A 14,292-nucleotide genomic window follows, 5' to 3' on the forward strand; every position below is an offset into this window, starting at 1 on the left:
ATCAGGAAGCGGCGGATCTGGGCGCCGGCCATGCGCGGATCGGCGGCGAGGTCACGATTGACCTGGGCGATCTCGCCTTCGATTAGGTCGTGTACCTCCTTGAGGCCGGCCAGTTCCTGGTAGCTCGCGTAGGCGATGTTGCGCCGCTCCGCCCAGTCGCCGACCGCCGTCATGTCTATGTTGACGAAGACGGCAACGAAGTCGCGGCCGTGCCCGAACGCCACCGCCTCGTTGATGTGCGGGAAGAACTTCAGCTTGTTCTCGATGAACTTGGGGGCGAACAGGGTGCCGTCGTTCAGCCGGCCGACGTCGCGCGCGCGATCGATAATGCGCAGATGGCCGCGCTCGTCGAGATAACCCGCATCGCCGGTATGGACCCAGCCGTCCGCCGTCTTGGTGTCGTTGGTCGCCTCGGGGTTCTTGAAGTACTCCCTGAACACGCCCGGGCTGCGATAAAGCACCTCGCCCGACTCGGCGATGCGCAGCTCGACCCTGGAGACCGGCTTGCCGACCGTGTCGGGATAGACCTCGCCGTTGGGATGGATGGTGACGAACACCGACGCTTCGGTCTGGCCGTAGAGCTGCTTCATGTTGACGCCGAGCGCGCGATAGAAATTGAAGATCTCGGGCCCGACTGCCTCGCCCGCGGTGTAGGCCACGCGCACGCGACTCATGCCCAGCGTGTTCTTGAGCGGGCCGTAGATCAGCAGGTTGCCGAGCCCGTAGAGCAGGCGATCGCCGATGCCGACGCTCCGCCGGTCGAGCAGCGCCGGGCCGACGCGACGCGCCACCGTCATGAAGAACTGGAACAGCCAGCGCTTGATGAAGCCCGCATCCTCCATGCGGATCGTGACCTGGGTGATCAGGTTCTCGAGTACGCGCGGCGGCGCGAAATAGTAGGTCGGCCCGATCTCGCGCAGGTCGGTCATCACGGTGGCGGCGGATTCCGGGCAATTGACGACCAGCCCGACGACGTAACCCTGGGCGTAGGAGAAGATGTGATCGCCGACCCAGGCCATCGGCAGGTAGGAGAGCAGCTCGTCGCCCTCGCGCAGGCCGTCGAATTCGGCGCCGGCGCGCGCCGCCCACACCAGGTTGTCGTAGCTCAGCACCGCGCCCTTGGGCCGTCCGGTGGTGCCCGAGGTGTAGAGCATGATGGCGTCGTCGGCGCCCTGCCCCCGGGCGACCTCGGAGTCGACCAGCCCGGGCTCGACCTCGAGACGCCTGGCGCCGCGCTCCTGCACCGCCTCGTAGGCCAGCACGTCGGCATAATGTCGAAGGCCACGGGGATCGACGAAGATCACGACCTCGAGCGCCGGCACCCGGCGCCGGATTTCCAGCAGCTTGTCGACCTGCTCCTGGTTTTCGGCGATGGCGAACCGGGCCCCCGCATGCTCGACGACATAGGCAAGCTCGTCGGTCACGGAATCCTGGTAGACCGGCACGGGGACGCCCCCCAGGGACTGGCCGGCGCAGATCGACCAGTAAAGGCGTGGCCGATTGTCGCCGACCACGATCAGGCGGTCGCCACGCCGGAAGCCCAGATCGGCGAGGCCGGCCGCCAGCCGACGGACCTCGTCGGCGACCCGCGCCCAGCGGTAGGTCTGCCAGATGCCGTACTCCTTCTCGCGGTAGGCCGGCCGGTCGGGGCCCGTCGCAGCGCGCAGGGCGAGCAACTTGGGAAAGGTGTCGCGATCCTCGGTTCGGCCGTCAGCCGCTGGCGTGGTCATCCCCGACTGCACTCCCTGTGCCCCGCCGCGCTTGTTGTTGTCTGCGGCGGATTTCCCCGGCCACATAGCCACAGTCGATTTGCGCCGGTCAAGCCAGCCGCCGGCCGGTCAGTGTCTCGGCCTCGCCAAGGCGGAAGGCCGCGGCTTTCAGCGGGGCGATTGACTGCAGAAACTCCCTTTCCATGCGGGATGCACTAGGTCGCGGCAAAGATGCCCCTTTGCCCAAGGCAGTTCGCGGTCACGAGATAGTCATCCCCCGCCCCTCTCGCTGCCAACGCATTCATGGCTTCTCAGGGAGCCCGACACTTGCGAACGCCCAAGTACAGCCGAGCCCCAGTGCGGCCACGTTGTCACGAGCGAAGGGGGTATTCACGCCACTTTCAAGGTGGGAATAGCAGAAGTTCGCCGGGGTGCATGGGCGGCAGGCCACCGCTTGGGGGAGCTTCCTGGTCATCCAGGCCCACCCGCTCCCAGTAGCATGAGATTTCTTGCATATCGGAATTTCGTTGCTCGGCTCCACTCTTGTCCTTAGCGTTGGGTCCAAGATCCCGATGAGGATCACAGTCCCGCGTCGAAGCGGGCGTAGTCAGGGAGGCAGCGATGGTTTCAGCGAAGGCAGGTCATGAGGCAGCCGGCCTAGAGCAGAACCTCTAGCCCGCAGCGTTCGCGGTTGCTTGTGCGGCAGCCGTGCGCGGGATCACGCACTCACGAGTTCGAGTTCGAGAAACGACATCACGAACAGGAGCCACCAGGGAGGCGAACATGGGTGTGAAGACGGGAAGCGTAAGCCGTCGGGAGTTGCTCGTTCTTTCCGCGTTGGGACTGGCAGCCGGCGGGCAGCGCGCGGCACTGGCCGCCGGCCCCGAGGACCAGCTGACATGGGGCGTGCACACCACGCTCGCACCCACTTGGTTCGATCCGGCGGAGACGCCGGGCATCATCACGCCTTTCATGATCATGTATGCCCTGCACGACGGCATGGTGAAGCCGATGCCGGGCAACGCCGCCGAGCCGTGCCTGGCGGAGAGCTGGAAGGCGGCGCCGGACGGGCTCAGCTACCAATTCGCCTTGCGCGCCGGGACCAAGTTCCACAACGGCGAGCCGGTGACGGCGGAGGACGTCAAGTTCTCCTTCGAACGCTATCGCGGCACCTCGGCGGCGCAGATGAAGGAGCGCGTGGCGACGGTGGAGACGCCGGACTCGCGGACCGTGCGCTTTGTGCTGAAGAAGCCGTGGCCGGATTTCCTGACCTTCTACAGTTCAGCCACCGGAGCAGGCTGGATCGTGCCGAAGAAATACGTCGAGAAAGTCGGCGAAGACGGCTTCAAGAAGGAACCGATCGGAGCCGGGCCATACCGCTTCGTCTCCTTCACACCCGGGGTGGAGCTGGTGATGGAGGCCTTCGACGGCTACTGGCGCAGGAAGCCCTCCGTGAAGCGGCTGGTCTTCAAGGTGATTCCCGAGGAGGCGACGCGACTTGCGGCGCTGAAGCGCGGCGAGGTCGACCTTGCCTATTCGATCCGCGGCGAGTTGGCCGAGGAGTTGCGCAAGACGCCGGGCCTCACCCTGAAGTCGGTGGTGATCCAGGCCCCCTTCTGGCTCTATTTCGCCGACCAGTGGGATCCGAAGTCGCCGTGGCACGACCAGCGCGTGCGCGAGGCGGCGAGGCTGGCGATCGACTACAAGGCCGTCTCCGAAGCGCTCACGCTCGGCCACTCGCCGATCACCAACAGCATCATTCCCGACAACTTCGAGTTCTACTGGAAGCCGCCGCCGGCGGTATACGACCCCGCGAAAGCCAAGCAGCTCCTCGCCGCAGCGGGATACCGGGACGGCTTCGATGCCGGCGACTACTACTGCGATACGTCGTACTCCAATGTCGCCGAGGCGCTGATCAACTACCTGCAGGAAGCTGGCATCCGCGTGAAGATGCGCCCGCTCGAGCGAGCCGCTTTCTTCAGCGCCTACTCCCAGAAGAAGCTGAAGAACATCATACAGGGCGCCTCCGGCGCGTTCGGCAATGCGGCGACGCGGCTGGCAGCGTTCGTGGTCAAGGACGGCAGCTATGCCTACGGCAGCTATCCCGAGATCGACGAGCTGTTCGCCCAGCAGGCGGTGGAACTCGATGTCGCGAAGCGCACCGCCCAACTGCAGCGCGCGCAGCAAATCATGCATGAGCGCAGCATCTACGCACCGATCTGGCAGCTCGCCTTCCTGAACGGTTTCGGCAAGCGCGTGGGCGAGTCCGGGCTCGGCCTGATCAAGGGCCATGCCTACTCCGCGCCGTACGAGGACGTAACCCTGAAGGGCCAGGGCTAGCGCTTGCCCGATTTCAACGTCGTTCGGACCGCGCGGACGCACGCGGTCCGGACGAGGCGGTTACCGGCTCGATCGATCTTGTGGCCCGCTATCGGGTGGCTATGGCGGGCTGTGGCGTAGGCCGGCGTCCCCGGGAAGCTTCGAACCTCCGGCCCCTCATTCAAGACACGGCCGCCGGCTGTAGGCGCAGCGTGAAGGCCGCCCCGCCGCCGCGCCGATTGTCGACCGTGATACTGCCGCCGTGGGTTTCGGCAACGCGCGCCGCGATGGCGAGGCCGAGGCCGCGGCCGCTCGAATCGTGCCGATCGCGCCGCCAGAACCGGCGGAAGATCGATTCGCGCTCGCTCTCCGGCACGCCCGGTCCATCGTCGAGGACGCGCACCACGCAGTCGGTCGAGACCTCGACGTCGACGGCGCCGCCGTTGGGCGTGTGGCGGATGGCGTTCTCGATCAGGTTGCGGACGGCGCGGAACAACGCCTCGGGATGGCCGCGCACCCAAACCGAACCCTCCGCGCCGCTGAGGGAGATGGTCTTGGCGCTGTCGACGGCGAGCGGCGCCATCATGGCGACGGCCTCGGCGCAGACCAGCTGCAGGTCGGCCCGCGCATCCTCGCGGACGACGAAGCTTTCGAGCTCGGCAATGTCGAGAACCTGGCTCACCGTGCGGGTCATGGCGATCACGTCGGCCCGCAAGGCGTTGCGCGCCGGGCCGGGCTCCAGAGCGTCGACGCGCGCCCGCATGATGGAAAGCGGCGTTCGCAGTTCGTGCGCCATGTCGGCGGTGAAGTCGCGCTGGGCACGGAAGCCCGCCTCGAGGCGGTCGAGCGCCTGGTTGACGGCATGGACCAGGGGAACGATCTCGGCCGGCAGCGACTGCTCGGGCAGGCGCACGTCGGTACGCGTCGGCCCGATGGACGCCGCCGTCATCGAGGCGGCGCGCACCGGATCGAGGGCACGGCGGAAGATCAGGATGTCGAACAGGAACAGCACCAGCAGGATCGGAAAGGTGATCCACGCCACCCGCGGGAAGAACGAGTTGACGATGTCGTCGACAATGACGTCGCGATGCGCCAGGTCCTGGCCGACCTGGATCCAGTACATCCGATCGCCGACCGTCCGGGCGACGCTGATGCCGAACAGCACGGAGCCCGTGCTGCGCTTGCGCATGATCCAGTCGCCCAATTTCGCGGGCGGGAACAACGCCGCCCCGTCGTCGCGCGAGGAAAACAGGACGCCGCCTGCCTGGTCGAGCACGGCATAGGCGTAGAGCCCGTAGTCGACCGAGTAGAGCGGCTGCAGCTCGGCGGGAATATCGAGGGCGACGCCGCCGCCGCGCTGCGGCCGCAGGAAACTGCCGATCGTGTTGGCCTGGCTGCGCAGAGCGTCGCGATGCAGGCTGTTGACGACCTGGTCGAGCAGCAGGTAGAGGGCCAGGGGCATCAGGATCGACGTGACGCCGATCGCGACGACGTGCAGCGCCACGACCCGCGAAATGATCGATCGCGATCGTTTCACCCGCCCTTTTCCTCGGCCATCAGGTAGCCGACCCCGCGCACGGTATGAATTTTCACCGTGGCGCCGGCATCGGCCAGCATCTTGCGCAGCCGATGGACATAGACCTCGACCGCATTGGAGCCGACATCGCCCGACAACCCGAACAGGTGGTCCTCGAACAGGCGCTTCGGAGCCACGTTGCCGCTGCGCCGGAGCAGAATCTCGAGCACGGCCGTTTCGCGCGCGGGGAAGGACCGCACGGTGCCATTGATGATCACCTGCCGTCCCTCGGTATCGAGCGCAACGTTGCCGAAGGTCAAGCGCCGGCCGAGCAGGTTGCCCGGACGGCGCAGCAAGGCCTGCAGGCGGGCGACCAGCTCTTCCATGGCAAAGGGCTTGGCCATGTAGTCGTCGGCTCCCTCGCGCAGGCCGTTGACCCGGTCGCTCACTCCGTCCCGCGCCGTCAGCACCAGGACCGGCGTCGAATCGCCACGACGGCGCAGGTCGCGCAACAGGGTCAGCCCGTCGTCATCCGGCAGGCCGAGATCGAGCACGATGGCGGCGTAACGCATGGTCGACAGCACATGTGCCGCATCGCCGGCCGTGCTCACGGAGTCGGCGGCGAACCCACCCCGTGCAAGGCCCTTGTTCAGCAGGGTGACCAGCTCGGCATTGTCCTCGACCAGGAGCACCCGCATCGGTGCGCATCTCCGGATTGATTGGCCGTCTGCAAGTCTAGCACGTCTCGCATATGGGATGAGTCGGGTCTGAACGGCGGCATGCCGCCCGCGCCGTTCCTGTTCCTCACCGTGCCGCCGTCGATCCCGGGCACCTTCTCACACCGCCGCGTCTTGGCTACATCTGGGGTGTGAATCCTGCCGACCAGCTGATCGATCTCGGCGATCGCCGCCTGCGCACGCGCCGCCTCGCGCCACGCCACGACGACGGGCTCGAGCGCACGACACTCGTGTTCCTGCACGAGGGCCTGGGCTGCATCGAGATGTGGCGCGACTTCCCGCAGAAGCTTTGCGACGCCACGCGCTGCCCGGGCGTAGTCTACGACCGTACCGGCTATGGCGGCTCGACCCCGTGGCCTGCGGATCCGGGCCGCGCCTATATGGCGGTCGAGGCCGACCTCGTGCTGCCCCACCTGCTCGCGGCGCTCGGCATCGAGGATTGCGTCGTGATCGGCCATAGCGACGGCGGCACGATCGCCCTCAACTATGCCGCCGCCGATCCCGAGCCGCTGCGCGCCGTGGTGACGTTGGCTGCTCACGTCGTCAATGAGCCAGTCAACACGACCAGCATAGAAAAAGTGCGCGCGGCCTTCGCGACCGGCGACCTGCGCCAGCGCCTGGCGAAGTACCACACCCATGTCGACCACGCCTTCCACCTCTGGGCCGATGCGTGGCTGGCGCCGGGCTTCCAGCCGATGGACGCCGACGCACGACTGCCGCGCATCATGGTCCCGGTGCAGGCGATCCAGGGCGAGGACGACGAATACGGCAGCGAGCTGCAACTTGGCCTGATCGCCGGCAAGGTCGGCGGCTACTGTGAAACCCGCCTGGTCCCCGACTGCGGCCACAGTCCGCATCTCCAGCAACCAGTCTACGTGTTGGCCGAGATCACCCGCTTCATCGCGCCCCTGGCGCTGGTGCGGTAGTGGACGGGAACTTCCTCCCCCGTAATCGGGGAGGAAAAGGCTGGACGCCGCCGCTACAGCCGCTTCAGCTCGCTGGTCGCGGCCCAGTTGAACTCGGACACGGTCGGGCAGCGCGCCTGGGCGAGCTGGAGCTGCTCGCGGGCACGCTGGCGATCGCCGCGGCGCAGCGCGTCCATGGCGATGAAGAAGGCGGCGGGGCACTTGCCGTTGCTGCGCTTGGCGAGGTCGTCGGCTTCGGCGATCACCTCGAGCTCGCCGACCGGCAGCCTGCCAAGCAGGAATCGCACGATGGCTCCCGGCCATTCGTCGAGGCTTTCGCTGCCGATCTCCCGCGCGAGCGTGCCGCGGGCATCCTGACGGGCGCGGACCTGTGCGGCGTAGCGCCAGACCAGCGGGCCCAGCCGCGACTTGAGCGTGGTGCGGCCCGGCAGCGTGGCCTCGAAATCCTGCGCCGCCTGGGCGTACTGGCCGAGATTGAACTCGGCATGGCCGCGATAGAACAAGGCCGTGCGCCGGTCGATTTGGGTGGTCGCGCTGGCCAGCGCCGCATTCAGCAGCTCGAGCGCACGGCCAAAGTCGGCGATCTGCATATAGACCTGGGCCTGGGCGATCACCAGCCATGAATCACCCGGCTTGCGCTGCAGGGCGCTGTCGAGCGTGCGCAGGGCCGCGGCACGGTCGCCGCCGCCCGCCAGCTCGGGCACCGTGCCCGACAGCACGAGCTGCCAGGCCGTCGGCAGCACCCGCCCCATCTCGGCGATGTCCTTCTGGCTGTCGGCCTCGCGGCCCAGCCGGCTCAGCTGGTAGGCGCGGATGCTGAGATAGATCGACCGGTCGAAGGCCGACAGCTTGCTGCTCGCCAGGATCCTGTTGAGCGCATCCAGGGTAGTGTGGCGGCCGTCGGCAGGCAGCCCCAGCGGCTCGCCGGAACGCCCGAAGTCGCGCGCCGAAGGGTCCCAGGACTCGACGGCGTTGCGCTGCGCCAAGGCCGTGCCGGACACGGTCACGAGGACTGCAAAGGCGGCGATTGCGCGAGCCAATTCCCGTCGCATGCCGGCAATCTGGCACAACGGGCCGGTGCCCGCATCCGCCGATTGCCTCGCTGGGATCATGCTCCTATTTTGCCAGCCCGATGCATGCCCGACCGCAAGGAGTTTCGCCGATGGCCGCCGCCCACCCCAACAGTTTCAAGGCCCGCAAGACGTTGAAGGTCGGCACCAGGAGCTATACTTATTTCAGCCTCAAGGCGGTCGAAAAGGAAGTCGGCGACCTCTCGCGCCTGCCGGTGTCGCTGCGCGTCCTCATGGAAAACCTTCTGCGCCATGAGGACGGTACGACCGTCAAGAAGGCCGACATAGCGGCCTTCGCCGACTGGCTGAAGAACGGCGGCAAGTCGGCCAAGGAGATCAACTTCCGGCCGGCCCGCGTCCTGATGCAGGATTTCACCGGCGTGCCGGCCGTCGTCGACCTTGCGGCCATGCGCGACGCCATGGGGGCGCTGGGCGGCGATCCCAAGAAGATCAACCCGCTGGTGCCGGTCGACCTGGTCATCGACCACTCGGTGATCGTCGACAATTTCGGCAATTCGAGCGCCTTCGGCGCCAACGTCAAGCTCGAGTACGAGCGCAACCTCGAGCGCTACCAGTTCCTGCGCTGGGGCCAGATGGCGTTCGACAATTTCCGCGTCGTGCCGCCGGGCACCGGCATCTGCCACCAAGTCAATCTCGAGTACCTGGCCCAGGTCGTGTGGACGCGCAAGGAAGGAAAGGAGACCGTCGCCTACCCCGACACCCTGGTCGGCACCGACAGCCATACGACCATGGTGAACGGCCTGTCCGTGCTCGGCTGGGGCGTCGGCGGCATCGAGGCCGAGGCCGCCATGCTCGGCCAGGCGCAGCCGATGGTCATCCCCGACGTGATCGGCTTCAATCTGACCGGCAAGCTGCGCGAGGGCGCGACGGCCACCGACCTGGTGCTGACCGTGACGCAAATGCTGCGCAAGAAGGGCGTGGTCAGCAAGTTCGTCGAGTTCTACGGCGAGGGCCTCGCCGAGCTGCCGCTCGCCAACCGCGCCACCATCGCCAACATGGCGCCGGAGTACGGCGCTACCTGCGGCTTCTTCCCGGTCGACGAGATCACGCTGGGCTACCTCAAGACGACCAACCGCGGCCCTGCCGCCAAGCTAACCGAGGCCTATGCCAAGAAGCAGGGCCTGTGGCGCTCCAAGAAGTCGCCCGAGCCGATCTTCACCGACACGCTGCACCTGGATCTCAGCGAGGTCGAGCCGAGCCTGGCCGGCCCCAAGCGCCCACAGGACCGCGTGCCGCTGTCGCAGGCGGCGTCACAGTTCGTCGCCAACATGGAGAAGGAGTTCGACCGCAAGGACGACGGCAAGCGCGTTGCCTGCGAGGGCGCGGACTACGATCTCGGCCATGGCGACATCGTCATCGCCGCGATCACCTCGTGCACCAACACCTCGAACCCCTACGTCATGCTGGGCGCCGGCCTGATTGCGCGCAATGCGGTGAAGCACGGGCTCAAGGTCAAGCCATGGGTCAAGACCTCGCTGGCGCCGGGCTCGCAGGTCGTCACCGAGTATCTCCAGGCCTCCGGCTTGCAGAAGGATCTCGACAAGATCGGCTACAACTTGGTGGGCTACGGCTGCACAAGCTGCATCGGCAATTCGGGGCCGCTGCCCGATCCGGTGACCAAGGCGGTGAACGACGCCGACCTGGTGGTCTGCGCGGTGCTGTCGGGCAACCGCAACTTCGAGGGTCGCGTCAATCCGCTGACCCGGGCCAACTACCTCGCCTCGCCGATGCTGGTCGTGTGCTATGCGCTCGCCGGCTCGATGAAGATCGACATCACCAAGGATCCGATCGGCACCGGCAAGGACGGCAAGCCGGTCTATCTCAAGGATCTGTGGCCGACCAACATGGAGGTCCAGAAGCTGGTCGACAAGTTCGTCACCGCCAAGGCCTTCAAGAAGCGCTACGCCGACGTCTTCAAGGGCGACAAGTTCTGGCGCGGCATCAAGACCAAGCCCAGCCTGACCTATAGCTGGGACGACAAGTCGACCTACGTGCGCAACCCGCCCTATTTCGACGGCATGCCCAAGACGCCCGGCGCGCTCGGCAACATCCAGGGTGCCCGCCCGCTCGGCCAGTTCGGCGATTCGATCACCACCGACCACATCTCGCCCGCCGGCTCGATCAAGAAGGACAGCCCGGCCGGTTCCTACCTGCTCGAGCACGGCGTCGAGCCCAAGGACTTCAACCAGTACGGCACGCGGCGCGGCAATCACGAGGTGATGATGCGCGGCACCTTCGCCAACATCCGCCTCAAGAACGAGATGGTGCCGGGCATCGAGGGCGGCTTCACCCATCACTTCCAGACCGACCAGCCCGAGCCGATCTTCGACGTGGCGATGCGCTACAAGAAGGAGCACACGCCGCAGATCCTGATCGCCGGCAAGGAATATGGCACCGGCAGCTCGCGCGACTGGGCGGCCAAGGGCGTCAACCTGCTCGGCGTCAAGGCGGTGGTATGCGAGACCTTCGAGCGCATCCATCGCTCCAACCTGGTCGGCATGGGCGTGCTGCCGCTGCAGTTCAAGGACGGCATGACGCGCAAGACGCTGAACCTCACCGGGCACGAGAGCTTCGACGTCGGCGGCATCGACGGCACGCTCTCGCCCGGCATGGACGTGCCGCTCACCATCCATCGCCGCGACGGCACCAGCGACACCATCACGCTGACCTGCCGCATCGATACCGCCGAGGAGGTCGAGTACTTCAAGAACGGCGGGGTGCTGCACTACGTGCTGCGCAACCTGGCGCACGCAGCCTGAGCGGCGGCAAGACGGGCATGGCGACGGCATTTGTCGGCCACTTCGTCGCCATGGCCCGCAACAATGCCTGGGCCAACAATCGGCTGCTCGGCGCCTGCACGGCGTTGAGCGCCGAGGAATTCGCCGCGCCGCGCACGAGCTTCTTCCCCTCGCTGCGCGCCACGCTCAATCACATTCTCTGGGTCGACATCTATTACATCGATGCGCTGCTGGGCGATCCGACCGTCCTCGAGCGCTACCATGACCCGCCGCCCGACTTCGCCGATGCCGGCACCCTCCGGGAGGCGCAGCTCGCCAGCGATCGGCGCCTGATCGCGTTCTGCGAGCGCCAGACCGACCAATCGCTGGTCGGCGATTGCGTGCTGCCGCGGCCCAATCGCCGGCCGCCGCCCAGCCCGGTGGCGGCCGTTCTCGCGCATCTCTTCCAGCACCAGATCCATCATCGCGGCCAGGCCCATGCGATGCTGAGCGGCACGAGGGTGAAGCCGCCGCAGCTCGACGAGTTCTTCCTGGCCGGCGAGCAGCACCTTCGAGCCGACGAGTTGCGCGCCCTCGGCCTGCCCGAGACGTGATGCGGCCGCGCCCGTCGTTTGCCGGTGCGGCAATCGAGGTGAGCGACCTGGCGCGCTCCGTTGCCTTCCATCGCCTGTGGCTGCCAATGCTGGGCTTCCATCGCGTGTGGGCGGGACCCGACCGCGTGATGTGGTCGCGCGGCTACGACCATTTCGTCATGCGCCAGGCCAAGGACGGCGTGTCATACGGGCCGGGCGCGCTGTGGCTTGCCGTGTCGGCCGAGAGCCGTGCCCAGGTCGATCTCGTCCACCTGGAGCTGCGCGAAGCCGGGGCGCAGATCCTGCAGCCGCCGCAGGAGCTCGACTATTTCGCACCGGGCTACTACTCGGTGGGCTTCCGCGATCCCGACGGCGTGCCGATCGAGGTCGTCCATCGCTGGGATGAATTGCCCGACCTCGCCGATGCCGAGCAGGTCCGCGTACCGGGACACGGCGTTACCCTGGGGGGCTATCTCTTCAAGCCGCAGACCGGCAAGCCGCCCTATCCGGCCCTGATCCTGCTGCACGGCTTCGCCGGCCACGCCCACACCATGACGGGACTGGCGCGGGCCGCCTCGGCCAACGGTTATGCCGCGCTGGCCCTGTCGCTGCGCGGCTGGCTGGGCTCGGAAGGCGAGAACGACCAGGGCCTGCGCCAGCCGCTCGACGTGCTGGCCGCCATCGACTGGCTCGCCAAGCGGCCGCTGGTCGATCGCGAGAGGATCGGGCTGGTCGGCGCCTCGATGGGCGGGCAGGTCGCCCTGCTGACGGCGGCGCACAGGCCGCCGGTGCGCGCGGTCGCCTCCTTCTACGCGCCGACCGACCTCGCGCGCTGGCGCGAGGCCAACCCCTTCATCCGCGACTATCTCGACGATCTGTGCGGCCCGGAAGGCCTGCCGGTGCGCTCGCCGATCCTGCGGGTGACCCAGATCGACGTGCCGGTCCTGCTGATACACGGCGACAACGACGAGAACGTGCCGGTGGCGCAGACGCTCGCCATGGAGGAGGCGCTGCGTGCGCACGGCAAGGAGGTCGAGGTCTTCATCGTGCAGAGCGGTACGCACTTCTTCAGCGAGCAGCAGAATGCGCTGGCGCGTCGTAAGCTCTTCGACTTCCTGCGCCGCCATCTCAATCGGAGCTGAACTTTCATGCTTGTGTCCGAAGCCATCGCCACCCGCCGCTCGATGCGGACGTTCAAGCCCGATCCGGTGTCGCGGGCCGACGTCGAATGGATCATCGCCAACGCCACGCGCGCCGCCTCGAACGGCAACCTGCAGCCATGGAAGCTCTACGTCACCATCGGCCCGGCGCGCGAACGGCTGTCCGGCGCCATCCTCAAGGCGATCGATGCCGGCGACAACGGGCCCGGCGGCGAGTACGACGTCTATCCCAAGGAATTCACGCCGCTCTACGACCAGCGCCGCAAGCTGGTCGGCAAGCAGCTGTACACCGTGCTCGGCGTGCCGCGCGGCGATGCCGCCGGCATGCTGAAGCAGTTCCGCCGCAACTTCCTGTTCTTCGATGCACCCGTAGGCATGATCCTGTGCGTCGAGCGGCGCATGGGTGGCGGCCAGTGGATCGACTGCGGCATCTTCCTCGACCAGCTCATGCTGCTCGCCCGCGAGAAGGGCCTGCATACCTGCCCACAGGCGGCGTTCAGCCGCTACCAGCACGTGGTGCGCCGCGAGCTCGGCATCCCCGACGACCAGATCGTGATCTGCGGCTTGGCGCTTGGCTACGCCGACCCCGAGGCAATCCCCAACAACCTCGTCACCGAACGCGCCCCGATCCAGGATTTCACGACCTGGTTCGATCAGTGACTCCTCCCCAGCTGCGCTGGGGTTGTCCGCGTCTTCGCGGACGGAGGGGTCATGACTCTTGTCTTGGACCGCTGGCGACACGCCCGAACATGCAAATGATCATGAGCGGGCGAGACGCCCGCGGTCCAACAGAAGAGTCATGACCCCTCCGTCGCCGTATGACGGCGACACCTCCCCAGCGAAGCTGGGGAGGAGGACGGCTCGCCCAAAGTCGGATTGCCCAGGTCGCCGGGCGCGGGCTAAAACCGGAGAAATGGCGGCAAAACGGGCCACCGGAGGAGAGCCATGAGCGATGAACTGATCGATGTCAGCGGCGAATGGGCCAAGCGTGCCTATGTCGACGATGCCAAGTACAAGGCGATGTACGAGGCCTCGGTCAAGGATCCCGCGGGCTTCTGGGCCGAGCACGCCAGGCGCGTCGATTGGATCAAGCCGTTCAGCCCGGGCGCGGTGCGCGATGTCGACTACACCGGCAACGTCCACATCCGCTGGTTCCACGACGGCACGCTGAACGTCTCGGCCAACTGCATCGACCGCCATCTCGCCAAGCGCGCCGACCAGACGGCGATCCTCTGGGAAGGCGATGATCCGGCGAAATCGAAGCACATCACCTATCGCGAGCTGCACGCCGAGGTCTGCCGCATGGCCAACGCGCTGAAGCAGCTCGGCGTCAGGAAGGGCGACCGCGTCACCGTCTACCTGCCGATGATCCCCGAGGCGGCCTACGCCATGCTGGCCTGCACGCGCATCGGCGCCATCCATTCGGTGGTGTTCGGCGGCTTCTCGCCGGACAGCCTGGCCAACCGCATCGTCGATTGCGACAGCAACATCGTGATAACCGCCGACGAGGGCCTGCGCGGCGGC

11 protein-coding genes are annotated in these 14,292 nt (G+C 67.0%); 7 read left to right on the forward strand and 4 right to left on the reverse strand.

Annotated features, from left to right (window positions below; translation table 11 throughout):
• On the reverse strand, positions 1 to 1,730 hold a 1,730-nt coding region (locus AB7O82_RS30915; protein WP_428621017.1), incomplete at its 3' end, for an AMP-binding protein.
• A gap of 762 nt (positions 1,731 to 2,492) precedes the next feature.
• Here AB7O82_RS30915 and AB7O82_RS30920 point away from each other — a divergent pair.
• The gene (locus tag AB7O82_RS30920) at positions 2,493 to 4,049 is read left to right on the forward strand and encodes an ABC transporter substrate-binding protein (protein ID WP_428621019.1); all 1,557 of its coding nucleotides are present in this window, start codon (positions 2,493 to 2,495) and stop codon (positions 4,047 to 4,049) included.
• A gap of 160 nt (positions 4,050 to 4,209) precedes the next feature.
• Here the strand turns inward: AB7O82_RS30920 and AB7O82_RS30925 are convergent, their stop codons facing one another.
• Both AB7O82_RS30925 and AB7O82_RS30930 read right to left on the reverse strand, forming a co-directional pair.
• Positions 4,210 to 5,565 (reverse strand): sensor histidine kinase, encoded by a 1,356-nt coding sequence (locus AB7O82_RS30925; protein ID WP_428550482.1) that lies wholly within the window; start codon positions 5,563 to 5,565, stop codon positions 4,210 to 4,212.
• Entirely contained in the window at positions 5,562 to 6,242 is a 681-nt protein-coding gene (locus AB7O82_RS30930; protein WP_428550479.1) for a response regulator, read from the reverse strand. Before AB7O82_RS30930 ends, AB7O82_RS30925 begins: the two co-directional genes overlap by 4 nt.
• A gap of 170 nt (positions 6,243 to 6,412) precedes the next feature.
• On the opposite strand from AB7O82_RS30930, the gene AB7O82_RS30935 reads away from it, so the two are divergent.
• Complete coding sequence (locus AB7O82_RS30935; protein ID WP_428550477.1) at positions 6,413 to 7,207, forward strand: alpha/beta fold hydrolase; 795 nt, start codon at positions 6,413 to 6,415, stop codon at positions 7,205 to 7,207.
• 53 nt (positions 7,208 to 7,260) lie between these two features.
• Here the strand turns inward: AB7O82_RS30935 and AB7O82_RS30940 are convergent, their stop codons facing one another.
• Positions 7,261 to 8,319, reverse strand: coding sequence for a tetratricopeptide repeat protein (locus tag AB7O82_RS30940; RefSeq protein WP_428550475.1), 1,059 nt, complete (start codon positions 8,317 to 8,319; stop codon positions 7,261 to 7,263).
• Positions 8,320 to 8,369: 50 nt separating this feature from the next.
• Between AB7O82_RS30940 and acnA the strand changes: the two genes are divergently transcribed.
• The 5 genes from acnA to AB7O82_RS30965 form a co-directional block, all read left to right on the forward strand.
• On the forward strand, positions 8,370 to 11,057 hold the full coding sequence (gene acnA / locus AB7O82_RS30945) for an aconitate hydratase AcnA (RefSeq protein WP_428550472.1): 2,688 nt from the start codon (positions 8,370 to 8,372) through the stop codon (positions 11,055 to 11,057).
• A gap of 17 nt (positions 11,058 to 11,074) precedes the next feature.
• Positions 11,075 to 11,629 carry a DinB family protein gene (locus tag AB7O82_RS30950; RefSeq protein ID WP_428550469.1) on the forward strand — a complete coding sequence of 185 codons (555 nt, stop codon included), beginning with the start codon at positions 11,075 to 11,077 and terminating at the stop codon, positions 11,627 to 11,629.
• Positions 11,629 to 12,750, forward strand: a complete 1,122-nt coding sequence (locus AB7O82_RS30955; RefSeq protein WP_428550467.1) for an alpha/beta fold hydrolase — start codon at positions 11,629 to 11,631, stop codon at positions 12,748 to 12,750. The genes AB7O82_RS30950 and AB7O82_RS30955 overlap by 1 nt, the downstream gene beginning before the upstream one ends.
• A 6-nt stretch (positions 12,751 to 12,756) precedes the next feature.
• Entirely contained in the window at positions 12,757 to 13,428 is a 672-nt protein-coding gene (locus tag AB7O82_RS30960) for a nitroreductase (protein ID WP_428550465.1), read from the forward strand.
• A 285-nt stretch (positions 13,429 to 13,713) separates the two neighbouring features.
• The coding region (locus AB7O82_RS30965) for an AMP-binding protein (RefSeq protein ID WP_428621020.1) at positions 13,714 to 14,292 on the forward strand (579 nt) is incomplete at its 3' end.

The organism is Reyranella sp. (assembly GCF_050185545.1).
Classification (GTDB): Bacteria; Pseudomonadota; Alphaproteobacteria; order Reyranellales; family Reyranellaceae; genus Reyranella.

What these genes read in the sequence shown, in the direction of transcription:
- AB7O82_RS30920 (WP_428621019.1), top strand. Translation starts at nt 2,493, where the DNA reads ATGGGTGTGAAGACGGGAAGCGTAAGCCGTCGGGAGTTGCTCGTTCTT.
- AB7O82_RS30930 (WP_428550479.1), bottom strand. Translation starts at nt 6,242, where the DNA reads ATGCGGGTGCTCCTGGTCGAGGACAATGCCGAGCTGGTCACCCTGCTG.
- AB7O82_RS30940 (WP_428550475.1), bottom strand. Translation starts at nt 8,319, where the DNA reads ATGATCCCAGCGAGGCAATCGGCGGATGCGGGCACCGGCCCGTTGTGC.
- acnA (WP_428550472.1), top strand. Translation starts at nt 8,370, where the DNA reads ATGGCCGCCGCCCACCCCAACAGTTTCAAGGCCCGCAAGACGTTGAAG.
- AB7O82_RS30950 (WP_428550469.1), top strand. Translation starts at nt 11,075, where the DNA reads ATGGCGACGGCATTTGTCGGCCACTTCGTCGCCATGGCCCGCAACAAT.
- AB7O82_RS30955 (WP_428550467.1), top strand. Translation starts at nt 11,629, where the DNA reads ATGCGGCCGCGCCCGTCGTTTGCCGGTGCGGCAATCGAGGTGAGCGAC.
- AB7O82_RS30960 (WP_428550465.1), top strand. Translation starts at nt 12,757, where the DNA reads ATGCTTGTGTCCGAAGCCATCGCCACCCGCCGCTCGATGCGGACGTTC.